This is a genomic window from Mucilaginibacter sp. P1_D10 (genome assembly GCF_056406215.1).
In genome coordinates, this window is record NZ_JBFUAP010000001.1 from 538,364 (window position 1) to 562,247 (window position 23,884).

Consider the following 23,884-nt stretch of genomic DNA (forward strand, 5'->3'; position numbering starts at 1 on the left):
AGAATAGGATAACCGATTAATATAAACAAGAATAATTAAAACATAAACAGCAAATCTGCACATCTGCAATCTGCACATCTGGAATCTATCTTCCTCATCTGCACATCCGCACATCTGCATATCTGCACATCAAGCGAAGCGCATGTTATATTACCTGTTTAGCTATTTAAATAAAAATTACAGTATCCCTGGTACAGGTGTGTTCCAGTACATCACCTTCCGGATGGCTATGGCGGTAATTGTATCGTTGTTGATTACCACCGTTTACGGCCGGCGGCTGATAGATTACCTGCGTTTTAAACAGGTAGGCGAAACCGTGCGCAACCTGGGGCTGGAAGGCCAGATGCAAAAATCGGGCACGCCTACTATGGGCGGCATCATCATATTGCTGGGCATACTGGTACCGACGCTGTTATTTGCTAAGCTGGAAAACATCTACATCATCATGATGCTGGTAACCACCGTTTGGCTGGGTGCCATAGGTTTCCTGGATGATTATATCAAGGTATTCAAAAAGAACAAAGAAGGACTGGCGGGCAGGTTCAAGATAACCGGGCAGGTAGGGCTGGCACTTTTCATTGGGTGGACGATGTACTTCAACACCAGCATTACCATACGGCAGGAAGTAACGCCGGCTAAATTATATGATGGGCGCGTTAATTATCATCTACGTGGCGATAAGCAGGTGCTTACGCAGGATATCAAATCTACCAAAACCACCATGCCGTTCTATAAAAACAACGAGTTCGATTACGGCAAGGTGTTGAAATTTATTGGTCCGGGTTACGAGTATTATGCGCTTGTAGTATTCATGTTCTTTACCATTATCATTATTACGTTTATCTCCAACGGGGCGAATATAACGGATGGCATAGACGGGTTGGCGACGGGTACATCGGCCATTATCGGGCTTACGCTGGCCATTTTGGCCTATGTATCGGGTAACACGCTCATTGCCGATTACCTCAACATCATGTACATCCCCGACTCGGGCGAGCTGGTGATTTTTGCCGGTGCGTTTGTTGGGGCCTGCGTAGGGTTCTTATGGTACAACGCTTACCCGGCTCAGGTTTTTATGGGCGATACCGGCAGTTTGGCCATCGGTGGCATCATTGCGGTATTTGCGATCATGATACGCAAGGAATTACTAATACCGGTGCTGTGCGGCATTTTCGTGGTAGAGAACATGTCGGTAATTATACAGGTGGGCTGGTTCAAATGGACCAAGAAACGCTTCGGCGAGGGGCGCAGAGTATTTTTGATGGCACCACTGCATCACCACTACCAAAAGAAAGGCTTCCACGAATCGAAGATTGTGACCAGGTTTTATATCATCTGTATTATGCTGGCCATTATAACGGTGATAACGCTGAAGCTGAGATAGAGGAAAGAAATTAGAATCAAGAGACAAGACAAAAGAATAAAGACAGAAAATTAAAGTGACTGAACAGGATAACATATCAACCCAAAGGCTCGCCATTCTTGGCGCAGGCGAGAGCGGTGTGGGTGCGGCATACCTGGCGCAGCAGCAGGGCTACGATGTTTTCGTGTCGGATTTTGGGGCGATTGCCGATCATTATAAGAAGCAACTGCAGGATTGGGGTATCCGCTTTGAAGAAAACGGGCATACCTACGAGGAAATACTGAAAGCAGCAGAGGTGGTGAAAAGCCCCGGCATACCCGATAAGGCACCGGTAGTGAAGAAGCTGGTAGAGGCCAATATCCCGGTAATATCCGAGATTGAGTTTGCAGGCCGTTACACTAAAGCTAAAATGATATGCATTACGGGCAGCAATGGTAAAACGACTACCACCAGCCTTACCTACTTCATATTGAAGAATGCGGGGCTGAACGTGGGGCTGGCAGGCAACATAGGCAAAAGCTTTGCTTACCAGGTAGCTACCGAAAACTATGATTATTACGTACTGGAGATCAGCAGCTTTATGCTGGATAACATGTACCAATTTAAGGCAGATATAGGCGTGTTGCTAAATATTACGCCCGACCACCTGGATAGGTACGATTATAAACTGGAGAACTACGCAGCCTCTAAATACAGGATTACGCAGAACCAAACCGCAGGCGATTATTTTATCTACTGTGCCGATGATGCCGAAACCCTTAAGATAATGGAAGGCAAAACGCTAGCCGCGCAGCAGCTGCCGTTCTCTATAGAAAAAACGATTGAAACGGGAGCATATCTCGATAAAGACAATATTGTCATAAACATACACCAACAACATTTTACAATGTCGATCACCGAACTGGCCCTGCAGGGTAAACACAACATTTACAATTCAATGGCATCAGGTATCGTGGCTAAAGTGCTGGAGCTGCGTAACGAAACCATGCGCGAGAGTATGGGTACCTTCCCCAGCATCGAGCACCGGCTGGAGTTCGTGGCCAAGATATCGGGGATCGCCTTCATCAACGATTCTAAGGCTACCAACGTAAACTCCACCTGGTATGCACTGGAAAGCATGAGCACGCCGGTGGTATTGATATTGGGCGGCGTAGACAAAGGCAACGACTATACCATGCTAAACGAGCTGGTACGGCAAAAAGTAAAAGCAATTGTATGTTTAGGTAAAGACAACAAGCGCATACACGATGCATTTGAGAATGATACCGAAATCATCGTAAATACAGGCTCGGCTGCAGAAGCTGCCCAGGTAGCTTACCACCTGGCCACAAAAGGCGATACGGTATTGCTATCACCGGCTTGTGCAAGTTTCGACTTGTTTAAGAATTATGAGGACCGTGGTCGTCAGTTCAAAGAAGCCGTTAAAGAACTTTAAAAAAATGTGCAGCACGCAAATATGCAGATGTGCAAATGGTGAATAAAAAGAGACAAAAGAAGTAATCGGTGAAAATCGGTGAAATCATAGAAAACATGGAAACGGAATCAAACAATACAGCTACTCAAAAGCTGCCCCTTCAGGGGGCGGGGGGGGCTCGCGCGCTGCTTGCCAACGTGAAAGGCGATCGCTGGATATGGCTGATTGTGATTATGCTTTCGGTGATATCTACGTTGGCCGTGTATAGCTCTATAGGTACTTTGGCTTACACCAGGGGCGTAGGGGTAGAATCTATCCTGGCCAAGCATGTGTTCATGATTGTGATGGGTATAGGGCTGATGTACATTTCGCATCGTTTAGATTACCGGTATTACGCCGGCATATCAAAACTGCTGATGATAATCACCATCCCCTTGTTGATATACACGCTGTTCTTTGGTTCGCACATCAACCACGCAAGCAGGTGGATAGCCATCCCGGGTACAGGCCTAAGCTTCCAAACGTCGGATTTGGCTAAGCTGGCTTTGATAACTTACCTGGCACGCATCCTATCGCGCAAGCAGGAGAATATAAAGGATGTAAAGGAATCGTTTATACCCATCATGGGCTCTGTATGCCTGGTGTTCGCGCTCATCGGTCCGGCCAACTTATCAACCGGGCTGATGCTCTTCGGCGTAAGCATTTTGTTGCTCATTATGGGCCGTATCAGCGTAAAGCAGATATCGGTAGTATGCCTTATCGGCGCTGTTTTGCTGGCGGGCATGCTGTTTTTAGGCGGGAGGCGGGCAACGCATATCTCCAGGGTGAAAGCATTCTTCCACCCCGAGCTGGCAGATCAGGATAAGCTTTTTCAGGGCAACCACGCTAAGATAGCTATAGCATCAGGCGGCTTCTTTGGCAAAGGCCCCGGCCGCAGTACAGAGCGTAACTACCTGCCCGAGGCATTCTCGGATGAGATATTCGCCATCATAGTAGAAGAATATGGCCTGTTTGGCGGCATAGTAGTGATCAGTATTTACCTTTTCCTGTTGTACAGGTGCATCAAGATAGTAACCAAAGCGCCGAAAGCGTTCGGGGCGCTGCTGGCGGCGGGGCTAAGCTTTAGCCTCACCATACAAGCCTTTGCCAATATGGCGGTGGCGGTGGGCCTTGGCCCGGTAACGGGCGTACCGTTGCCGCTGATAAGCATGGGCGGTACATCTATATTGTTTACCAGCATTGCGTTCGGCATTATCCTATCCGTAAGCCGCGATATTGATGAACCGAAGAAAGTGATGGTAGGGGAGATAACTGAATAGCGAAGCCCCCTGGCCCTGCCTACCGGCAGGCAGGCCCCTGAAGGGGGAGCAGGAGTTAGAAGCAAGACAAAAAAAATAAATCGCTGCAATCATTTTAATCAATGAAATCGGTGAAATAAAATAAATATCGTGAGCAGGAACCAAGACATAGCAGCCAATCCAAAACTCCCCCTCCAGGGTGTTAAAGATGTTAAGTTCTCCCTTAAGGGGGCCAGGGAGCCGCGCATCATTATCAGCGGTGGCGGCACGGGGGGGCATATCTTCCCGGCTATTGCTATTGCCAATGCTTTAAAGAAGCTAAATCCTGCTACCGAAATATTGTTCGTGGGCGCCAGCGGCCGTATGGAAATGGAAAAAGTGCCCGCAGCAGGTTATGAGATCATCGGTTTGGATATACAGGGCATCCAGCGTAAATCCATCATGAAAAACCTGATGTTCCCCATTAAACTGCTGGGCAGCGTGCGCAAGGCCGTCAAGATTATCAAAGATTTTAAGCCCGATGCCTGCGTGGGCGTGGGTGGCTATGCAAGCGGCCCCCTGTTGTACGCAGCTGGTGTAATGGGCATACCCACATTAATACAGGAGCAAAACTCCTATGCGGGAGTAACAAATAAATGGCTGGGCAAAAAGGCAAAAAAGATATGCGTGGCCTTCGATGGGATGGATAAATTCTTCCCCAAGGCCAGGATAATCAAAACCGGGAACCCGATACGCAAGGAGTCGGTAGATATAGCAGGCAAGCAGATGCAGGCGCTGGAGCTGTATAAGTTATCATCGCGTAAGAAAACTATACTGGTAACCGGCGGCAGCCTTGGTGCGGGTACTTTGAATAAAAGCCTGCTGGCCGGTCTGGATAAAATAATAGCAGCTGATGTGCAGGTGATTTGGCAAACAGGCAAGTTCTATTACAAAAGCATAATGGAGCAACTGGGCGATAACATACACCCTAATGTGTGCGTGGTAGAGTTCATAAGCCGTATGGATTTGGCCTTTGCCGCTGCAGATGTGATTATTTCCCGCGCAGGTGCCGGTACTATTGCCGAGCTCTGTGTGATAAAGAAACCGGTAATACTGGTGCCATCGCCAAACGTGGCCGAGGACCATCAGACCAAAAACGCGCTGGCCCTGGTAACAGAGAACGCGGCCCTGTTCGTAGCCGACCGCGATGCCGAGGCCAAACTGGTTGATAAAGCGATAGAGCTATTGAACGATAAAGATTTGAAAAAGAAATTAAGCGATAACATAGGCAAGCTGGCCATGCCCAATGCCGATGAAGTTATAGCGAAAGAGGTTATCCAAATAACAAACAACAGTTAAATCGGCTAATCCCCGCAGAACGCGGGGATAGCCTTTTTTTAAATGAAGACAATGGAACTAAAGAACATACAGCGGGTTTACCTGGTAGGCATAGGCGGCATAGGCATGAGCGGCCTGGCGCGTTATTTCCATCATTTGGGTTGCGTGGTGTGTGGATACGATAAAACGAGCACGCCTTTAACCGATGCTTTGCACAACGAAGGCATCCGCGTGGTGTTTGAAGACCGTACAGACTGGATTCCCATGAGTTTCCAGCAGCCGGGCGACGGTACGCTGGTGATTTTTACGCCTGCCATCCCCAAGGATTCGGCTATTTTGAATTACTTTAAAAACAAAGGGTTCGATTTGCAAAAACGCTCGCAGGTGCTGGGTATCATCAGTCGCGGCATGTTCACCATTGCGGTGGCGGGCACGCATGGCAAAACCACCACCTCGTGCATGATAGCGCATATCCTGAAAGATTCGGGCAAAGATTGCTCTGCATTTTTGGGCGGTATATCATCCAATTACCAAACCAATGTGCTGTATGGCAAAAACGATATCGTGGTGGTAGAAGCTGACGAGTACGATCGCTCGTTCCTAACGCTGAACCCCGATACGGCTATCATCACCTCCATGGATGCAGATCACCTGGATATCTACGGCGACCACTCGCACCTGGAGGAATCGTTCCGTTTGTTTGCCTCGCAGATAAAGCAGGGCGGCATATTGATATACAAAAAAGGTTTGCCGCTGGCCGAGGGTTTTACCTACACGGTAAATGGCGAAGCAGGCGCAATGGGTAGCAATATTCGTATCGAAGATGGCAACTTTCATTTCGATTTCGATAACGGTTCGACAGCCATCCCCAACATTCGGATGGGCATAGCAGGGTTGCACAATATAGAGAATGCCGTTGCAGCTATCGAAGCTTCGTTAAGGCTGGAGATTTCCGCAGATGCCATCCGCGAAGCGCTGGGTTCTTTTAAAGGTGTAAAGCGCAGGTTCGAGTATATCGTAAAGAATACCGGGCATATATACATCGATGATTATGCGCACCACCCCGAAGAGTTGCGGGCCGCCATTACATCGGTAAAAAGGCTTTATCCGGATAAGAAACTCACGGTGATGTTTCAGCCCCATTTGTTTACCCGCACCCGCGATTTTGTGGATGGCTTTGCCGAAGTGCTGGATATGGCTGATGAACTGTTGATGTTGGAAATATATCCCGCCCGCGAGTTGCCGATACCGGGGGTAGATAGCAATATGGTGCTGAACCTGATGAAACTGGAAAACAAGCGCCTGGTTGGTAAACAACAGGCCCTGGAAATAGTTAAGGCCGAAAAGCCGGAACTGTTGCTAACCGTTGGCGCAGGCGACATAGATACATTAGTGAACCCGCTTAAAGAGATATTGGAGCATGTTTAAGAAACGCATTTGGAAACCATTGTTAATTGGATTAGGCTGGACCATCAGCCTGGCCGGTTTGGTGGTGCTGATGAGTTTCATATCCATAAAAAAATCTGAGGTAGTGTGTACAGCCATCAAGGTGTATATACCCGGCAGCCATTATTTTATAGACAGGCAAGAAGTTGATCATATTTTGCAGATGGACAGCCACACGCTGATTGGCCGCCGCATAGAAAATATAGACTTGTATGCCCTGGAGCGGCGTCTAAAGAATAACCCGTTCATCGAATCGGCCAATGTATATGCCGATATGGATGGTGTAATACAGGTAGAAGTGAGCCAGCGCCAGCCCATATTGCGGGTGATGAACCGTTTCGGGCAGGATTTTTATGTGGATCAGCACGGCCTCAAGATGCCGCTATCACAGAGTTTTACCGCAAGGGTAATTGTGGCCAATGGCTTTATCGACGAACTTTTTGCCAACCGGGTAGACTCTTTGCATAATGCGCTGGCCATTGATTTATACAAAACGGCCGACTATATCCGCAACGATTCGCTATGGGACGCGCAGATATCGCAGATATACGTAAACCAGGCGCACGAGATAGAATTGATACCACGCGTAGGCAGCCAGCGGATATTGCTGGGCAACGCCGACTCGCTCGATCTGCGTTTCAGCAACTTGAAGGCTTTTTACAAAAAAGCCCTGCCGTTGGTTGGTTGGGATGCTTATAAGGTAATCAACATCAAATATGGCAACCAGGTAATCGGCGTAAAAAACCAAAGCCTGGTCGATTCGTTGGCTGCAGTGAAAGCCCAGGCAAAAAAGGCGGCGGCAGATTCGGCGCTTGCAGCAGGCACCACCAGGGTGCGCCGCGATTCGACAGCCGCGCCCGCCATAACAGATGATGCAGAAAGGCCGATTGACGAGCACCCGGTGGTAGTAAAGCCTACGGTTGCGAAGCCTCAAGCGGCAAAGCCCCAGGCGGTAAAACTGCTTATAGCAAAGCCGGTTACCGCGAAGCCAACCGTGCGTGCAGTGGTTAAGCCTGCGGCACATAAGCCAACGCCGGAAGATGTTATAGCCGGATACGTTGTCAACAAAAAGGCGGCACACACAGGGGCCGCAAACAAAACGGCCGATAAAAAGCTGAAAACGGGCAAGCCTCCGGCAAAACCGGCGGCTAACAAAAAAACTGCCGGCAAGAAACAGGCAGAGAAGAAGAAGAAATAAGGGGAAGAGACATCTATTAAAATCAAGGGATATGGACAAAAGTTCAACACAAGAAAAAAGTTCGCCAATTGTAGTGGGGCTGGATATTGGCACAACAAAAATTTGTGCTATTGTTGGCCGCCGAAGCAAAAACGGCAAGATTGAAGTGCTGGGTATAGGCAAGGCCGAATCGGCAGGGGTAACGCGCGGGGTGGTATCAAATATTGATAAAACCGTGCAGGGCATTACGCAGGCGGTAGATGTAGCCGGCGCGCAATCAAACGTAGAGATAAGGATAGTAAACGTAGGCATAGCCGGGCAGCACATCAAAAGCCTGCAGCACCGCGGGCTGATAACCCGTAAGGATCTGAACAGCGAAATAGGCCGCAAGGATATAGATAAACTGGTTGAGGATATGTACAACCTGGTGATGCCTCCGGGTGAGGAGATAATTCACGTGTTGCCACAGGAGTTCACTGTGGATAGCGAGCCGGGCATCAAAGACCCAATAGGCATGGCAGGCGTGCGTTTAGAAGCCAACTTCCATATCATATCGGGCCAGGTTACGGCGATCAAAAACATCGTAAAATGCGTAACCAAGGCGCAGCTGGAAAGCCAGGAACTGATACTGGAGCCATTGGCATCCTCAGAATCGGTACTGAGCGAGGAAGAGAAAGAAGCCGGCATCGTACTGGTTGATATCGGCGGCGGTACTACCGATGTGGCCATCTTCCACGAAGGCATCATCCGCCATACGGCGGTTATCCCTTTCGGTGGCAACAGCGTTACTGAGGATATCCGCGAAGGCTGTTCGGTGATGCGCAACATTGCAGAGCAACTGAAAGTAAGGTTCGGTTCGGCACTGGCAGAAGAGAACAAAGAGAACGAGATAGTTTGCGTGCCCGGTTTGCGCGGCCGCGAACCAAAAGAAATATCGGTTAAGAACCTGGCCTTCGTAATACAGGCTCGTATGGAGGAGATCATAGAGCATGTTTACTACGAAATAAAATCATCGGGCTACGAAAAGAAGCTGATAGGTGGCATAGTAGTAACCGGCGGCGGTGCGCAGTTAAAGCACTTAACCCAGCTGATAGAATTCGTAACCGGCTTGGATTGCCGCATTGGTTACCCCAACGAGCACCTGGCCAAGAACGAAACCCTGCCGAAGGCTGTTTACGAGGACCTGCAAAGCCCAACCTACGCAACAGGTATAGGCTTGCTGATAAAAGGGATACAAAAGGCAGAATACAACGGCTTAACGCAGGCAGCGCCGGTGCCCGCCAAAATAGAGAAAGCCAAATATACCGACGACCGTAAGTTTGGCCTGTTGGGCAAGATACTGGAATCGGGCAAGAAATTTATTAAGGATGATATAAAAGATGAGGATTATTTGAAATAGGGGGAAGGAAGCCTCACCCTACCCTCTCCAAGGGAGAGGGTAGCAATGCGCTTTTACAGCCCCTCTCCTTTGGAGAGGGGTTTGGGGTGAGGCCAGTTAATTTTTATTCACATGAGTTAACTTATCCACATTATACACAAATGTGGATAAACTATGTGGAAAAACCCCTATTATTACATTAGTGAAATCTATCTAATCATCAAACCACAAACAACTGAAAAACAAGGATTATGCAGTTTGAGATGTTAAAAGAAAAATCGGCAATCATCAAGGTAATTGGTGTTGGCGGTGGTGGCGGCAACGCGGTAAACCACATGTACAGGCAAGGTATCAAGGGTGTCGACTTTATTATATGTAATACCGATGCGCAGGCATTGGAGCTTAGCCCAATCCCCAACAAGGTGCAATTGGGTGCCAGCTTAACCGAAGGTATGGGCGCAGGCTCTATACCCGAAGTGGGCAAAAACTCGGCTATCGAGAATATCGACGATATAAAACAAATGCTGGGCGCAAACACCAAAATGCTGTTCATTACGGCAGGTATGGGTGGCGGTACAGGTACAGGCGCAAGCCCCATCATAGCCAAAGCTGCGCGCGAACTGGATATCCTGACTGTAGGCATCATTACCACGCCGTTCTCATTCGAAGGCAAACGCCGCCGTATGCAGGCTGAGGAAGGCATGGAAGAACTGAAGAAATACGTAGACTCGTTCCTGGTAATCTCTAACGACAGGCTGCGCCAGATATTCGGAAATTTAACCATGAGTTCGGCATTTGGGCAGGCCGATGATATTTTAACCACAGCTGCAAAAGGCATCGCGGAAATTATCACCTTACCAGGCTATATAAACGTAGATTTTAAAGATGTACGCACCGTTATGAAAGATAGCGGCGTATGTATAATGGGCAGCAGCACCGCCGAAGGCGACAACCGCGCTTTAAAAGCGGTGGAAGGCGCACTGGCATCGCCATTGTTGAAAGATAACGAGATTGAAGGCGCACGCTATATCCTGCTGAACATCACTTCGGGCGAGAACGAGGTAACCATGGATGAGGTAACCGTAATTACAGATTACATACAGGAAGAAGCCGGCCTGGCTGCCGACCTGATATGGGGTAATTGTAAGGATGAAAACCTGGGCGAGGGACTATCGGTAACCATTATTGCTACCGGGTTCCAAACTAAAGACGAGCGAGAAAAAGAGCACAGCAACAAAAAGGTAGTAAGCATGCTTATGCCCGAGCCGGCTCCCATGGTAAAGCCGGTGAACGAGTTCATCAATGCGGTGAAACCTGATGCAGGCATGACTACGCAGCCTTATATCAAAATGAAGGAAGCGCCCAAACAAACCGGCTTGTTCGATTTGTTTGCCAAGGCAGAGGAGCAAGACAAAGCCGAACAGCGCGAAGTGGTGCGTTTCAACTTAACCGAAGAGGAGCCTAAGGTGGAGGAAGAACCCGAAGATGATGGCGGTTTCGTATTCAAGGTGAGCGAAACCATAATGGATTTTACCCCGCCACCGGTTGTTGAAGCAAAACTACCCGAACCGGAACCGATAGTGAATGCGGACGAAAACAAAACCGACGAATCTATAGAAGAGCAATTGCGTAAATCGCGTGAGCGCATTATGCGATTGAAGGATTTGAGTATGAAACTGCGCAACGGCAACATACAGGAGATGGAGAACGTACCGGCTTACAAACGTAAGGAAGTAGCGTTGCAGCAAACTCCACAGTCGGACGAGAGCCAGATATCGAAATTCTCTTTGACTATAGATAGCGACGGCAAAACAGAAATAAAGAACAACAACTCGTTTTTGCACGATAATGTAGATTGAGTTTAGTTCATGGATCATAGTTGATGGTTCATAGTAAAACGAGAGAGGTGCGAAATTCGCGCCTCTTTTTATTTGAGGTGCCCGAGCCATTTAAATTTTATCTGCAGTTCTTACTATGAACTATTATCTATGAACCATTAACTACTCCTTGTTATAAACTATCATAAAAAGTAATAACGTTTGTTGGGGGTCGTTTTATAGGTATATTTGCAATAATCTATCACGAACATTAAAAGATTTGCAATTTGGATCTGTTTGATAAAATAAATAAGAATATGGGCGGCCCTATAGGGCAGCACCAGAAATGGTCGCACGGGTATTTTTCATTCCCGCGCCTTGAGGGGGAGATTCATCCGCATATGATGTTCAACGGTAAAGAGCATTTGGTTTGGAGCCTTAACAATTACCTCGGCTTGGCCAACCACCCCGAAGTACGCGAAGCCGATGCGCAAGCTGCTGCCGATTACGGCATGGCTTACCCTATGGGTGCCCGCATGATGAGCGGCAACACCAAACATCACGAAGAACTGGAAAACGGCCTGGCCGAATTCGTGGGAAAAGATGCCGCCTTTTTATTGAACTACGGCTACCAGGGCATGGTATCGATCATAGATGCACTGGTTGACAGGAACGACGTGATTGTTTACGATGCCGAATCGCATGCGTGTATAGTAGATGGCGTGCGCCTGCACATGGGCAAGCGTTTTGTTTACCAGCACAACGATATTGAAAGCTGCGAGAAACAGCTGGAACGCGCTGCAAAGCTAACCGAGCAAACCGGTGGCGGCATATTGCTGATTACGGAGGGCGTTTTCGGCATGTCGGGCGCGCAGGGCAAGCTAAAAGAAATTATTGCACTTAAAGAAAAATATAACTTCCGATTATTAATAGATGATGCGCATGGTTTTGGTACCATGGGCCCAACCGGCGCCGGTACGCACGAAGAGCAGAACTGCATCGAGGGGGTGGATGTGTACTTCGGTACCTTTGCCAAATCGATGGCGGGGATAGGCGCTTTCGTGGCATCGGATAACGAAATCATCAATTACCTGCGCTACAATATGCGATCGCAAACCTTCGCCAAAGCGTTACCTATGCCGATGGTGCTGGGACTAAAGAAACGTTTCGAACTGCTAAAGTCAAATCCAGAGCTGCGCGAGCAATTATGGGTAATTGCCAAAGCCCTGCAGAACGGACTGGTTGAGCATGGTTTTGATATAGGCATTACCGATACCATGGTTACCCCGGTTTTCCTGAAAGGCGAGCTGAACGAAGCTACCAGCCTTACTACGGACCTGCGCGAGAATTACAGCATATTTTGCTCTATCGTAGTTTACCCGGTTATCCCTAAAGGCCTGATAGAGCTTAGGTTGATACCTACCGCCGTGCACACCCTGGAGGATGTAGCACTTACGCTGGATGCCTTTAGTGAGGTAGCCGAAAAACTGAAAGCCGGTTACTATAAAGAGCAAAAAATGGCGATTGCCTAAGCAATAGGCAAACGGATTTTTCGCCATAGATGAGCCCTGCGGACACCGTGGGGCTTTTTCGTTTTATTTTATGCCCGTAGCTATAGCAAGTGGATAAGGCATAGCGACGGCAATATTGTTGAAATAATGAATGATTTCGAGTCGTTTGAATTAAATGTGATTTAATTATTAACTAAATACTAAAAACGACTAATTTCTTCGTTTGTGAGTTGCCTGGATTTTTAAAACTTAGATGGCGAAAATGTGGAAAAAAACCAGTTTAAAGCCACTTTTTTTGTTATTTAAAAGTTCTTAATTAAAAAAAAACAAGTTAGATTAGCTTTAATTAAAACAATAAGCCTCAATAAACTAAAAAAAGTTCACAATGAAAAAATTTACTGAAGTAAAGGAACTGATCGCATCGCTGGAAGCCGACGCCGACAAATTTTACAACAAGGGCAATAGTGCCGCCGGCACCCGTGTCCGTAAAGGTATGCAAGACCTTAAAAATTTAGCGCAAGCCATCCGCCTGGAAGTTCAGGAAGCCAAAAACAAAGAGTAAGTCCCCAGGGCAAAATTATTTACTTCATTAAAAAACCCGGTGCAGCCACACCGGGTTTTTTGTTGGGGTACATTTTAAACCATTGCCATTTTTATACCCGCGTCGTTGCGAGGAACGAAGCAATCTCCCTATCAGCAGGGCGGATTTGCAAAGTCGCTCTGCCTACTTAGAGATTGCTTCGTGCCTCGCAATGACGTTGTGGGATAAGGGTTTATCCAATTACCCCTATCTGCTCCTTTATCTTCTCCGCAGTGCTTTCACTAACCTGCACCAGCGGCAAGCGCAGCGTATCGCCGCAAATATCTAATTGCTTCAAAGCTGTTTTCACGCCTGCCGGGCTGCCCTCGGCAAACATCAGGCGGGTAAACTCTATCAGGCTGTAATTGGAGGGTAGGGCCGCCTTAAAGTCGCCTTGCAGGCATAACCTCACCATATCTGATAATTGGCGCGGCAATGCGTTGCCTATTACCGAGATAACGCCCACGGCACCCATGGCTATCATGGGCAGCGTAATAGGGTCGTCGCCGGAAATCAGCAGGAAATCCTCCGGCTTATCGCGCATCAGTTGGTTCATTAAATCGAAATTGCCCGATGCTTCTTTGATGCCGATGATATTCTTGAAATCGTTCGCCAACCTTACGGTGGTTTCGGCACTTACTGTGCTACCGGTACGGCTGGGTACGTTATACAGAATTATTGGCAGGGGCGATGCCTCTGCTATAGCTTTATAATGCTGATAAATACCTTCCTGCGTTGGTTTATTGTAATGCGGGCTTGCCGATAGAATGGCATCGTAGCCATCGGTATCGAATGCTTTAATTTCGGCAACAACCTCTAAAGTGTTATTGCCAGCTATGCCGGCCACCAGGGCCACGCGTTTATTTACGGTTTTGGCGGTAAAGGCAAATACCTGCTTCTTCTCGTCCTTACTCAAAGTAGCGCTTTCGCCGGTTGTGCCTAACGACACTAAATATTCCACACCACCATTAATGAGGTGGTTGATGAGCCTCTCGAGCGCAGGGTAATCTACCTCGCCGTCGGGCTGAAAAGGAGTCACCATTGCTACCCCTGTCCCGTAAAATCTGTTCATAGCTTTAATAAAAGGATGCTAAGATATGCAAATGTGCGGATATGAAGATGTGCAGATTTCAGATGTGCGGATTGTTGAGGCGTACAGGCTGCGGAGAGATTAAGATGTGGTGGTTGGGATAAGCAAGAATCACTACTTTTATTATCAAAATTTGGTAATTCTATTTCGATTGTTTACTTTTGATTATATAATCAACGTAATTAATGCAAGTTATTATTGAGGACGCCTACCTCGCAGATTTATATTACAAAGGAAAGAGTCCTGGAAAGCCTAAGTATGGCAATCAAATAGAGCAGTCTTTCATAAGAAGAGTAGTTCAAATTGAACAAGCGCCTAACACGAATACTTTGCGCCAAATCAAATCGCTTCATCTTGAATTACTTAAAGGCGATTTAAAAGGGAAATATTCTATTAGGGTAAAGGATGGTTTTAGGTTGATTTTCAGGATAGAAAATGACGGTATAGATAAGCGCATCGAAATAATTGCTATTGAAGAAATGAATAACCACTACGCTAAATAACGCATTATGGGAAACGTATTTGATAAAGAAAGAAATGAGTTAAGAACGCCTGTTGCGTTCCATCCTGGTGAATTCCTTTTGGAAGAAATAGAAGAAAGGGGTTTAAAAAAAGCCGAATTTGCAAAAAGCATCGGTTTATTGCCCGGTAATTTAAGTGACTTATTTAAAGGCAAAAGGCACATTAACGCCCGCATTGCAGTTAAAATTGAAAAGGTATTGGAGATTAGTGCTGAATACTGGTTGGGCCTGCAATCTGCTTATGATTTAGCCATTGCAAGGGAGTTGGAGCACGTTTAAGCTATTTTTTCCACTCAACAACCTTAAATCCGGTTGCAATAGAATCCTTGTTTAAAGAAATAACTAAAGTTTTTGTGTACACTGGGTCTACATCACTTCCAAAATCAGTAAGTATTTCATAAGGCATAATATTGGGATTGCCCCAATTAGCGGGCGTTCCGAGAGAATCGATAAGTTGTTTTTTGGTTAAACCTTTAATTTGATGATGCTCCAACAAATCTTTAAGAATAAATTTTCGATATGGATAATCCCAGTCTATTTTCTCTTGCCAAGTGGCTTTATTAAACTTTGCCTGCGGGTAATCGCAGGATGCGAGAATAATCATCATCAGTAAAAGCAGCTTTCTCATAACAACTACTCAACAAATTTAAACTTCAGGGGGTTAGGGGCAAGTTTACACCAACTTCCTCAAACCCATGATATACCCCACATGCAGCCCCTCGTGAAATGGCAAAAACGCAATGGCATCGTTAATATCGCGTATCTCTGCGCCGTAGCGGGTTGTCCAGGCGGGGTAGTTGGTAAAAATGCCGGCATGCAGGTCGGCTTGTAATTGGTCCAGGCTGGTCATCAGCAATTCCTTTATTTCGTCTAATTGCTCCTGGCCAATGTAACCTTCGGGCTTGGTATCAGGTTTATACGCCTGAAAAAAGCTCTCGGCAACCCATGTATCTAAACCGGCGCGTTTGTAGCAAACACCTTGTTGGGCGGCTATCATGTGGCCGAGGTTCCACAAAATGTTGTTATTGAACCCGGCAGGAATGGTGTTCAACTGATCTAGGCTGAACGCTTCCAGTACGCTCAATATCTTGATGCGGGGCTGCCGCATAATTTCTATTTGTTTGGCTATCATGGATCAAATATTCAAATTTTACGTGAATTACATGGGGCTTTCTCAAAATAATGATGCCTGCCCGCAAGGTGTGCCTTAATGCTTTTATCATACCTTTGCAGCTTTGATTATTAAATGGCCAACACGATAAGCAAGCCCGCGCAAACCGACAAACCCATCTGGTATTTCATAGCCTGCTGGACGGTGTTGAACCTGCTGCAAGCCTACCTACTTGAGCTGCATGGCGACGAGGCTTACTACTGGCTATACGCCCAAAAGCCCGATTGGGGGTATTTTTATCACCCGCCCATGATGGCTGTGTTCATCAAAATCGGGTATGCGCTTTTCCAAAACGAGCTTGGCGCAAGGCTGGTTACCGTGCTTACCAATGGCCTGGCAATTTACCTGTTGTGGCTCATCCTCAAAAAATACGCAGTTAGTGCCAAATGGTTCATATTGCTGGTATCCGGCGTGTTGGTTTTCCATGTGTACGGTTTTACGACCACGCCCGATGCACCGCTGTTTTTCTTTGCCGTGCTGTTTTATTATTGCTACCAAAAGTACGCCGGGCAAGATAGCTGGCGCATGGGTTTTATCATTGGTTTGGTGGTCGCCTGCTTGCTATACAGTAAGTATCACGGGGTGCTGCTGGTGGGTTTCACCATATTATCCAACCCAAAATTGTTTACGCGGCCATCGTTTTACGTGGCTATTATCGTTGGGTTTATTTGTTATGTACCGCACATCCTATGGCAATCGCAGCATGGCTTCCCGGCGGTAAATTACCAACTGTTCGAACGTTCGTCTGATAAGATTTACAGCATTTCGGCCACTATTGAATACCTATCGGGGCAGTTATTGCTGGGCGGCGTGCTTATCAGCTGGTACCTGTTTTATAAAGGATTTACAACCAAAATTACCGATGTGTTTACGCGTGCGCTGGTGTTCAACGCCATCGGTACCTTCGGCTTCTTTTTGGTGAATACCGGCTTTGCCAATGTGCAGCCGCATTATACGCTCATTGCTTTTATACCATTGGTTGCGCTTGTACTCATCAACCTGCAGCGGAATAATAATTACCCACGCTGGCTTTTCCGCCTGGGCATTGCCAATGTCGTGCTGATATTGATATTGCGGCTGTCCCTCGCGCTTGGCCTGCCCTTCGTTAAAAAAGTTATTGCCTTGCGCACCTACTTCGGCTTCCGCGATTGGGCTGCCAAAGTGCATGAGAAAGCTGGCGATGCCTGGATGATGATGGACGATGGCTTCCAGAATCCATCCAAATATGATTTTTATAACCATACGCTGAAGGGTTTCGCTTACGATTCGCGGTATTACGGGCGCACCATGTTCGATATCTGGCCCATGGAGGATAGCCTCCAGCACAAAAAAGTGTACCTGCTGCTTAGCGAACCGCTGCAGGGCTATAAAAGCGATACCATCAAAAACGAGCAGGGCGATTGGTATGGCACCTGGGTAGAAGATGCGCGTACCTATCAAAAAATCGCCATCGAAACCAAAACAACTGCGGTTACTGCGCATCCCGGACAAAAAATACAATTTGACCTGAATATAACCAACCCTTACACATACGATGTTAATTTTACCAACGTTGGCTATAAGCACCCTGTGTATTTAGAAAGCTGCTTTTTTACCGGGCCCACGGATATTGCGGAAGTGCAACAGGCAGGTACAGGTTTTAATAAAATCAGCCTGCAATCCGGCGAAAGCACGGCTTACAATACAGAAGTGACCGCACCGAAAGAGAAACGCACTTATTACCTGATGTTCTCCATACGTACCGAACCTTTCCGTGGGAGCAAGAACAGCCGTTTGATAAAATTTAAAGTGGAATAATAATTGGATACGATGCACAAAAAGATATACCTGTTCCTGATTACTGTTTTAATTGCCCGCGCTGCCGCTGCCCAAACCATAGATACGCATTTTAACGGGTCGGTGTTTTTTGATAACCGGGAGTACAAGGAATCGTTGATACGCTCGCGCACTTACTCCGGCACCCGCCTGGCTTTAGATTTTGGTTTGAACCTGGATAGTGCCAACCGATTCATCGTTGGGGCCAACGGCCTGCATGAATTTGGTGCCAAGCCATACTTTTTAAAGGTGAACCCCGTGGCTTATTTTAACCACACCGGCAAACGCTGGCTGTTCAACGCGGGCGAGTTCCCACGAGAGGGCTTGTTGACGGATTACCCCCGCGCTTTGCTGAACGATACGCTCCGTTATTTCCGCCCAAACATAGAGGGTTTACTGGCCAAATACCATACCGATAACTTTAACGAAACCGTTTGGATTGATTGGACAAGCCGCCAAACCGATACCGAGCGCGAGCAGTTTTTGTTCGGCTTTTCGGGTAAATATCAGCCATTTGAAAAGGGGCCGTTCTACCTTTCGCACTATTTCTTTTTGCTGCACGATGCCGGGCCGGCTATCCCCATCCCCGACGACCACATTCGCGACAATGGTGCGATTCAGGTAAAGCTTGGCGCTAATTTCAGCCACAAAACCTTTCTCGATTCGTTGAGCATCGAGGCGGGCGGTATGATGTCCTTCGAACGGGAGCGTAATGTTTCAGGCTTTAAGAAGCCCACGGGCTTTGTAGCCAATGCCTTTTTAAGCTACAAACGCTTTGCCCTGTACGATGAATTTTACAAAGGCGATGGGCACAATGTAACCTACGGCGATGCTTATTACCAATACAAAACCTACAACAGGTTGGATATTATTTACACCCCTTTCTTATACAAGGGCCTGACGGGGCAGTTTGTCCTCAGTTTCCACCAGACGCCCCTCAACAGCGGCAGCAATCAGGAAGCTTTTAGGTTGATGTATGATTTGGGCCGGAAACGGATAGCAAAATTTAAGGAGTAGCCTAATCAATCCCGTTGATTATTGTTTAATATCTTTATATTTGTGTATTACGATAAATAAACTTCCACAATGAGTGATAAAGAAATAAAAACAGTAGCTCTGTCTATAAGGAAGAATGGTAAAGAGATTTCAAAGGATAAATCTAAAACGACGGCTTTTCTAAAAAAATTAGGCATTTTAACCAAATCCGGGAATGTTTCAAATGCATATAAAGAAGTATGTATTCCGATAGGCCAGGATTAGTATTTGGTTTTCACGGCTGCGACATTGAGTTAAGAGACAAAGTTATTTTAGGGACAGAACAACTTAAGCGAAGCACTAACTCTTACGACTGGCTGGGAAATGGTATCTATTTTTGGGAAAACAGTCCCAACAGGGCACTTGACTTTGCGGAAGATTTGCAGAGAAATTCAACAAAACGTACTCAAAAAATCAAAACGCCCGCTGTTCTTGGGGCAATTATCGATTTAAAACACTGCCTTGACCTTACTGAATTTTCAAACCTCCAAATTTTAAAAAGCGGATACGAGACATTAAAGGAATTGTTGGATACTGAAGGCTTGCAACTGCCTGAAAACCTTAAGATAGGGAAATCGAATGAATTACTGATGCGGCATTTGGATTGTGCAGTAATAGAAACCATTCATAATAATAATGAACTTGCTAATCGTTATGATTCTGTAAGAGGGATGTTTACCGAGGGAGAATTTCCTTATCCAAATGCAGGGTTTAGAGAGAAAAACCATGTGCAGATTTGCATAAGGAACCCGAATTGCATCAAGGGTTTTTTCTTGCCGCGTTCTACTGTAAAATTCTAAAAATCCTATAGCGGGTTATGAATTCCGCCACAAAACCTCCTCAAAATTTAAAGACCAATTAACACCAAAAATGCTATTTTTGCCCCGTTAGCCACCAAAAAGCTGTGCCCCCCACGCTCAGGCTGACCATTTTCATTAACGCACTTTATAGTGCATAGCTATCATTTATGAAGAAAAAAATCTTTCAGCTTTTGCTGCTTTCAACTTTTTTGGCGCCTTGCAAACTGTTGGCGCAGGATAATCAATTCTCGGGCTGGGCGGCACTGTTTCACACGCAAAGGTTCTCGCAGCATTGGGGCATATCGTTCGATGGGCAATTGCGCTCGGCAGATGAGTTCGATTATTTGCGCAACGTACTGCTGCGCCCGGCGGTTAATTATTACTTCGCCAATAACAAAATAGGCGCATTGGGGTATGCTTATGTGGCTACCAATGGCCGTTCAGCAAGCGGGGCATCAACCTTCCGCCCCGAGAGCCGGATATGGGAACAGTTCATCTACAATCATAAAATAAGCCGCAGCACTACTCTGCAGCACCGTTTCAGATTAGAACAGCGCTTTTTGGGCAACACCTCATCAACGGCTAATGACCATTATTTTGCGCAGCGCCTGCGTTATTTTGCCCGGTCGGTTATTCCATTCAAAAGCGATTCGGTATTCAAGAAAGGCCCCTTCCTGGCTTTGCAGAACGAAATTTTCGTGAATATTCAGAACAAGAATAAAGTGAATAAGCACTTCTTCGACCAGAACCGTGTTTACGGTGCTATCGGCTTCCGTTTCAGCAAAAAGTTCGATGCCGAGGTTGGTTACCTTAACCAATACAGTAAGCAGGCAACTACCTACACGGTGAACCATGTTGTGCAAACAGCTTTTTATACGAGGTTTTAGATATATTGCTTCGTGAAAAATAATAATATATTGGTGTTAGCATTTTTTTTACTATTTAACTCTTGTGCCAATTTAGGCGATAGCACGACTGATTTAGGTGACGGATATTTTTTTGAGGTAGACGGTGGTGATGCATGGATAAGGGCCGATTACATTATGAAAAATGGCATATATCCTAACATAATTAACTATGCGTTTGATAATAAGTTCATAATTGCGCTGCAACGGCCCACTCTTAAAGGTTATCGTAGATTATTAGCGCAGGACTTAAGAGAACGGTATAACCAAATGCTTGATACAACACGAAAGTACCCTCACGGTATTGATGAAGTTAGATTTTTGAATTCACACCTGTGGATGGATACTAACATTCACCGGAACGTGATCAAAGTGATGCTCCCGGACAACCAAACAAGTTTTGAAAAGATGGATTTAATTGCAGACAGTTTGGTAAAAAACGACCCATATTTTAAGTATGACCTTAAGAACAGTGTTAATTATTGGATTATCATTAAGAAAGATAATGTTGTGTTAGGGCCGTTAACCGAACATGAGTTTAATTACAAAAAAAAGCAGATGAAAATTCCGGCTGATCTTATATTAAAAGAGAATGATTAGCCGTTACACCAATATCTAATTACTACCTTGCCCTATGCCTCAATTAAACAACAACCAACATGTGCGCCAGCTGGCCAATCTGGAACTGCTTGCCAGGCAGGTTGTTGAGGGCTTTATCACCGGATTGCACCAAAGCCCCTTCCACGGTTTTTCGGTAGAATTTGCGGAACACAGGCTGTACAACAACGGCGAATCGGTAAAGAATATCGACTGGAAACTGTTGGCGCGGACCGATAAGTTGTTCGTAAAGCAATTTGAGGAAGAAACCAACCTGCGCTGTTACCTGCTGCTGGATACTTCCTCCTCCATGAATTTCCCGGCAGAGGGTACTAATAAGTTGCAGTTTTCGGTATATGCTATCGCCTCGCTCATGTACCTGTTCAAAAAACAGCGCGATGCGTTCGGGCTTTGCTTGTTCTCGGACACGATGGACTGGATGAGTCCGGCGCGCTCTACCTCGGCACACTTGTTTTACCTGTACGCCCAGCTGGAGAAAGCCTATAATAACCCGAAGGCCAATATGGCCACTAATATATCGGGCGTGCTGCACCATTTGGCGGGCGAGATACACCAGCGCTCGATGGTTATCATCTTTAGCGATATGCTGGAGAACAGCCTCAACCCGCAAAAAATGCAGGAGCTTTTTGCAGCTATACAGCACCTTAAGTATAAAAAGCACGAGGTAGTTATCTTCAACATCACCAGCAAGCAAGAGGAGGTCGACTTTGATTTCGATAACCGACCGCACCATTTCGTAGATATGGAAACCGGCGAGGAGGTGCGCGTGCACCCCAACAAGATCCGCGATAGCTATATCGCCTCGCTTAACGAGTACCGCCACCAACTGAAACTTAAATGCGCCCAGTACCACATCGACCTGGTGGATGCCGATATTGCGCAGGGTTACAACGGTATCCTGAACGAGTACCTCATCAAACGCAACCGCATGCTGTAAGCCCTGGGAAATTCACATTTACTAAACAATTCGCGGTTCTAACGCTTTTATTAAGAGTTTCGCCGCGGCAATATCGCCCGGCCTTGCCCGTTATAGGGCCTTGCGGCTTTTGTTGAATTGCCCAAATCATTTTAACAGCACAGGTGTTAATTATAAAATATCCATAGATGAGACTTTCGATAGAGCGAAAACCAATAAGAGTGAATCCGGACCCGAGGCGCGTTATCGCAAGGTTCTTTTTTAACGGGAACGACAGGGCTAAGGAAGTTTTACAGCGCGTAATGGCTATCACAGAGGAGGAAGCATTCGGCATTGTATCGCCCCTGTTGCAAGAGTATTCTAAACGCCACCGCAATATTACCCGGGTACTTAACCGCCATTGCAGTAAGCTTAAGCCACTTTTTGAGGAGTTGGGGATAGATTTTGATAGCCTTACCGTCTATCGCAAACTGCTCATCGGGTCGTATTTTACGCACGAATATTCTATCGAGTCTGCTGCGTTTTTTAACCCTTCCATCGTAGCGGATCCCGACCAAACCGAGATGGAAGACGGGCAACGCCGCGTAATCATCAGCTTCAGGGCGGTGGGCGAGGGGCACATCTCCTCCATCACCTTTCGTCGGGCATTGATAGATAAGTACAACAATATCAGTGTTTTACCAGCCGGTAATTACATCGACGAAGCCGAGATCGTGCGCAACGCCGTTTATAACAAAAAGCTTTTTTTCGATAAGGCGGCCATCACCCAAATCAACATCGATGTATTGCACGAGCTGGAAAGCAAGCTGGATCATCATTTTGAATACTCTAACCTTCGCCGCATCATCCTCGATTCGCAACGGCTGCAGGAGAGCGATATGAAGAAACTGGAGTACGATAAAGTGCTTTGGCTGGCCGATTCGTACTACGAGATCGTGTTTTCGCTGGATACCGACATCTCCGACAGGGTTATCTTCCCCATCTCGGAGTATGAGCGCAAAGGCATAGAGGATGCCCGTTTTGTACAGTTCGTAAACGAGGATGGTACTTCGGTTTATTATGCCACCTATACGGCTTACGATGGTGCGCTGATTATGCCTAAGCTGCTGCAAACCAACGATTTCTATAACTTTAAGATAATGCCCCTGTACGGTGCGGGTGCCCAGAACAAGAACCTGGCGCTCTTCCCGCGTAAGGTGAATGGTAAATATGTGATGATCAGTCGGATAGACGGATGCAATAACTACATCATGTACTCGGATAAGATAAACATTTGGGAAAAACCCGTGCTGCTGCAGCAACCCAAGTTTACCTGGGAATTTATACAGATAGGCAATTGCGGATCGCCCATAGAGACCAGCGAGGGCTGGCTGATGATTACTCACGGCGTGGGTCCAATGCGGCGTTATGTGTTGGGTGCCAGCTTGTTACAGCTTGATGACCCGACCATAGAAATCGGCCGCCTGAAAGAGCCTTTACTGATTCCCAATAGCGACGAGCGAGAGGGCTACGTACCCAACGTGCTGTACTCCTGCGGGGCTATCGTACATAACAACAAGCTCATCATCCCATACGGCGTATCCGATTCCTCGACCGCTTTTGCGGAGGTATCCCTCGACGAATTGTTGAATAAATTAAAGGCCGACGGCGTAGACTAAATCCCTTAAAACACGCAAAATTACTTGCGAAAACTTCCGTGTTTTTGCTACAAT

General features: G+C 46.6%; 23 protein-coding genes. 20 read left to right on the top strand and 3 right to left on the bottom strand.

What is annotated here, in order from left to right; all coding sequences use genetic code 11:
- Window positions 1–142: 142 nt before the first annotated feature.
- The 10 genes from mraY (at window position 143) to AC1DYT_RS02485 (ending at window position 13,283) form a co-directional block, all read left to right on the top strand.
- Window positions 143–1,384 (top strand): phospho-N-acetylmuramoyl-pentapeptide-transferase, encoded by a 1,242-nt coding sequence (gene mraY, locus AC1DYT_RS02440; RefSeq protein ID WP_477460843.1) that lies wholly within the window; start codon window positions 143–145, stop codon window positions 1,382–1,384.
- Between the two features lie 55 nt (window positions 1,385–1,439).
- Window positions 1,440–2,798: a UDP-N-acetylmuramoyl-L-alanine--D-glutamate ligase gene (gene murD, locus AC1DYT_RS02445; RefSeq protein WP_477468056.1), complete on the top strand. Its 1,359-nt coding sequence runs from the start codon at window positions 1,440–1,442 to the stop codon at window positions 2,796–2,798.
- Between the two features lie 95 nt (window positions 2,799–2,893).
- Entirely contained in the window at window positions 2,894–4,096 is a 1,203-nt protein-coding gene (locus AC1DYT_RS02450) for an FtsW/RodA/SpoVE family cell cycle protein (protein ID WP_477468057.1), read from the top strand.
- Between the two features lie 225 nt (window positions 4,097–4,321).
- Window positions 4,322–5,413, top strand: coding sequence for an undecaprenyldiphospho-muramoylpentapeptide beta-N-acetylglucosaminyltransferase (gene murG / locus AC1DYT_RS02455; RefSeq protein WP_477468095.1), 1,092 nt, complete (start codon window positions 4,322–4,324; stop codon window positions 5,411–5,413).
- Window positions 5,414–5,464: 51 nt separating this feature from the next.
- Window positions 5,465–6,820 carry a UDP-N-acetylmuramate--L-alanine ligase gene (murC, locus tag AC1DYT_RS02460; protein ID WP_477468058.1) on the top strand — a complete coding sequence of 452 codons (1,356 nt, stop codon included), beginning with the start codon at window positions 5,465–5,467 and terminating at the stop codon, window positions 6,818–6,820.
- Window positions 6,813–8,036 (top strand): cell division protein FtsQ/DivIB, encoded by a 1,224-nt coding sequence (locus AC1DYT_RS02465; RefSeq protein ID WP_477468059.1) that lies wholly within the window; start codon window positions 6,813–6,815, stop codon window positions 8,034–8,036. Before murC ends, AC1DYT_RS02465 begins: the two co-directional genes overlap by 8 nt.
- 31 nt (window positions 8,037–8,067) lie before the next feature.
- Window positions 8,068–9,414 carry a cell division protein FtsA gene (gene ftsA / locus AC1DYT_RS02470; protein ID WP_477460849.1) on the top strand — a complete coding sequence of 449 codons (1,347 nt, stop codon included), beginning with the start codon at window positions 8,068–8,070 and terminating at the stop codon, window positions 9,412–9,414.
- 230 nt (window positions 9,415–9,644) lie between these two features.
- Entirely contained in the window at window positions 9,645–11,252 is a 1,608-nt protein-coding gene (gene ftsZ / locus AC1DYT_RS02475; protein WP_477468060.1) for a cell division protein FtsZ, read from the top strand.
- 245 nt (window positions 11,253–11,497) lie between these two features.
- Complete coding sequence (locus AC1DYT_RS02480) at window positions 11,498–12,742, top strand: aminotransferase class I/II-fold pyridoxal phosphate-dependent enzyme (RefSeq protein WP_477468061.1); 1,245 nt, start codon at window positions 11,498–11,500, stop codon at window positions 12,740–12,742.
- 364 nt (window positions 12,743–13,106) lie between these two features.
- Window positions 13,107–13,283: a histone H1 gene (locus AC1DYT_RS02485; RefSeq protein WP_133229478.1), complete on the top strand. Its 177-nt coding sequence runs from the start codon at window positions 13,107–13,109 to the stop codon at window positions 13,281–13,283.
- Between the two features lie 211 nt (window positions 13,284–13,494).
- On the opposite strand, the gene dapA is transcribed toward AC1DYT_RS02485, so the two are convergent.
- Complete coding sequence (gene dapA / locus AC1DYT_RS02490) at window positions 13,495–14,373, bottom strand: 4-hydroxy-tetrahydrodipicolinate synthase (protein ID WP_477468062.1); 879 nt, start codon at window positions 14,371–14,373, stop codon at window positions 13,495–13,497.
- Between the two features lie 203 nt (window positions 14,374–14,576).
- Here dapA and AC1DYT_RS02495 point away from each other — a divergent pair, with 203 nt between their 5' ends.
- Together AC1DYT_RS02495 and AC1DYT_RS02500 are read left to right on the top strand one after the other, a co-directional pair.
- A complete protein-coding gene (locus tag AC1DYT_RS02495) occupies window positions 14,577–14,894 on the top strand; it encodes a type II toxin-antitoxin system RelE/ParE family toxin (protein ID WP_477468063.1) in 318 nt (105 codons plus the stop codon).
- Window positions 14,895–14,900: 6 nt separating this feature from the next.
- Window positions 14,901–15,191: a HigA family addiction module antitoxin gene (locus AC1DYT_RS02500; RefSeq protein WP_477468064.1), complete on the top strand. Its 291-nt coding sequence runs from the start codon at window positions 14,901–14,903 to the stop codon at window positions 15,189–15,191.
- A 1-nt stretch (window position 15,192) separates the two neighbouring features.
- Here AC1DYT_RS02500 and AC1DYT_RS02505 read toward each other — a convergent pair whose 3' ends face one another.
- Entirely contained in the window at window positions 15,193–15,540 is a 348-nt protein-coding gene (locus AC1DYT_RS02505) for a hypothetical protein (protein WP_477468065.1), read from the bottom strand.
- A 45-nt stretch (window positions 15,541–15,585) separates the two neighbouring features.
- Entirely contained in the window at window positions 15,586–16,044 is a 459-nt protein-coding gene (locus AC1DYT_RS02510) for a DinB family protein (RefSeq protein WP_477468066.1), read from the bottom strand.
- A gap of 114 nt (window positions 16,045–16,158) precedes the next feature.
- On the opposite strand from AC1DYT_RS02510, the gene AC1DYT_RS02515 reads away from it, so the two are divergent.
- From AC1DYT_RS02515 to AC1DYT_RS02550, 8 genes are all read left to right on the top strand, one after another.
- Entirely contained in the window at window positions 16,159–17,880 is a 1,722-nt protein-coding gene (locus AC1DYT_RS02515) for an ArnT family glycosyltransferase (protein ID WP_477468067.1), read from the top strand.
- Between the two features lie 12 nt (window positions 17,881–17,892).
- The gene (locus AC1DYT_RS02520; RefSeq protein WP_477468068.1) at window positions 17,893–18,915 is read left to right on the top strand and encodes a hypothetical protein; all 1,023 of its coding nucleotides are present in this window, start codon (window positions 17,893–17,895) and stop codon (window positions 18,913–18,915) included.
- Window positions 18,916–18,984: 69 nt separating this feature from the next.
- Window positions 18,985–19,158 carry a hypothetical protein gene (locus tag AC1DYT_RS02525; protein WP_477468069.1) on the top strand — a complete coding sequence of 58 codons (174 nt, stop codon included), beginning with the start codon at window positions 18,985–18,987 and terminating at the stop codon, window positions 19,156–19,158.
- Complete coding sequence (locus AC1DYT_RS02530; protein ID WP_477468070.1) at window positions 19,134–19,733, top strand: hypothetical protein; 600 nt, start codon at window positions 19,134–19,136, stop codon at window positions 19,731–19,733. Before AC1DYT_RS02525 ends, AC1DYT_RS02530 begins: the two co-directional genes overlap by 25 nt.
- Before the next feature lie 167 nt (window positions 19,734–19,900).
- Window positions 19,901–20,620, top strand: coding sequence for a DUF2490 domain-containing protein (locus AC1DYT_RS02535; protein WP_477468071.1), 720 nt, complete (start codon window positions 19,901–19,903; stop codon window positions 20,618–20,620).
- A gap of 12 nt (window positions 20,621–20,632) precedes the next feature.
- A complete protein-coding gene (locus AC1DYT_RS02540; RefSeq protein ID WP_477468072.1) occupies window positions 20,633–21,238 on the top strand; it encodes a hypothetical protein in 606 nt (201 codons plus the stop codon).
- 34 nt (window positions 21,239–21,272) lie between these two features.
- Window positions 21,273–22,193 carry a DUF58 domain-containing protein gene (locus AC1DYT_RS02545; RefSeq protein ID WP_477468073.1) on the top strand — a complete coding sequence of 307 codons (921 nt, stop codon included), beginning with the start codon at window positions 21,273–21,275 and terminating at the stop codon, window positions 22,191–22,193.
- A 167-nt stretch (window positions 22,194–22,360) separates the two neighbouring features.
- Complete coding sequence (locus AC1DYT_RS02550; RefSeq protein WP_477460859.1) at window positions 22,361–23,830, top strand: glycoside hydrolase family 130 protein; 1,470 nt, start codon at window positions 22,361–22,363, stop codon at window positions 23,828–23,830.
- The last annotated feature ends 54 nt before the right edge of the window (window positions 23,831–23,884 follow it).

Excerpts from the sequence above, each read along its gene's own strand:
- mraY (WP_477460843.1), top strand. The coding sequence starts at position 143 with ATGTTATATTACCTGTTTAGCTATTTAAATAAAAATTACAGTATCCCT.
- AC1DYT_RS02450 (WP_477468057.1), top strand. The coding sequence starts at position 2,894 with ATGGAAACGGAATCAAACAATACAGCTACTCAAAAGCTGCCCCTTCAG.
- murC (WP_477468058.1), top strand. The coding sequence starts at position 5,465 with ATGGAACTAAAGAACATACAGCGGGTTTACCTGGTAGGCATAGGCGGC.
- AC1DYT_RS02465 (WP_477468059.1), top strand. The coding sequence starts at position 6,813 with ATGTTTAAGAAACGCATTTGGAAACCATTGTTAATTGGATTAGGCTGG.
- ftsA (WP_477460849.1), top strand. The coding sequence starts at position 8,068 with ATGGACAAAAGTTCAACACAAGAAAAAAGTTCGCCAATTGTAGTGGGG.
- ftsZ (WP_477468060.1), top strand. The coding sequence starts at position 9,645 with ATGCAGTTTGAGATGTTAAAAGAAAAATCGGCAATCATCAAGGTAATT.
- AC1DYT_RS02485 (WP_133229478.1), top strand. The coding sequence starts at position 13,107 with ATGAAAAAATTTACTGAAGTAAAGGAACTGATCGCATCGCTGGAAGCC.
- dapA (WP_477468062.1), bottom strand. The coding sequence starts at position 14,373 with ATGAACAGATTTTACGGGACAGGGGTAGCAATGGTGACTCCTTTTCAG.
- AC1DYT_RS02495 (WP_477468063.1), top strand. The coding sequence starts at position 14,577 with ATGCAAGTTATTATTGAGGACGCCTACCTCGCAGATTTATATTACAAA.
- AC1DYT_RS02500 (WP_477468064.1), top strand. The coding sequence starts at position 14,901 with ATGGGAAACGTATTTGATAAAGAAAGAAATGAGTTAAGAACGCCTGTT.
- AC1DYT_RS02505 (WP_477468065.1), bottom strand. The coding sequence starts at position 15,540 with ATGAGAAAGCTGCTTTTACTGATGATGATTATTCTCGCATCCTGCGAT.
- AC1DYT_RS02510 (WP_477468066.1), bottom strand. The coding sequence starts at position 16,044 with ATGATAGCCAAACAAATAGAAATTATGCGGCAGCCCCGCATCAAGATA.
- AC1DYT_RS02515 (WP_477468067.1), top strand. The coding sequence starts at position 16,159 with ATGGCCAACACGATAAGCAAGCCCGCGCAAACCGACAAACCCATCTGG.
- AC1DYT_RS02520 (WP_477468068.1), top strand. The coding sequence starts at position 17,893 with ATGCACAAAAAGATATACCTGTTCCTGATTACTGTTTTAATTGCCCGC.
- AC1DYT_RS02525 (WP_477468069.1), top strand. The coding sequence starts at position 18,985 with ATGAGTGATAAAGAAATAAAAACAGTAGCTCTGTCTATAAGGAAGAAT.
- AC1DYT_RS02530 (WP_477468070.1), top strand. The coding sequence starts at position 19,134 with ATGTATTCCGATAGGCCAGGATTAGTATTTGGTTTTCACGGCTGCGAC.
- AC1DYT_RS02535 (WP_477468071.1), top strand. The coding sequence starts at position 19,901 with ATGAAGAAAAAAATCTTTCAGCTTTTGCTGCTTTCAACTTTTTTGGCG.
- AC1DYT_RS02545 (WP_477468073.1), top strand. The coding sequence starts at position 21,273 with ATGCCTCAATTAAACAACAACCAACATGTGCGCCAGCTGGCCAATCTG.
- AC1DYT_RS02550 (WP_477460859.1), top strand. The coding sequence starts at position 22,361 with ATGAGACTTTCGATAGAGCGAAAACCAATAAGAGTGAATCCGGACCCG.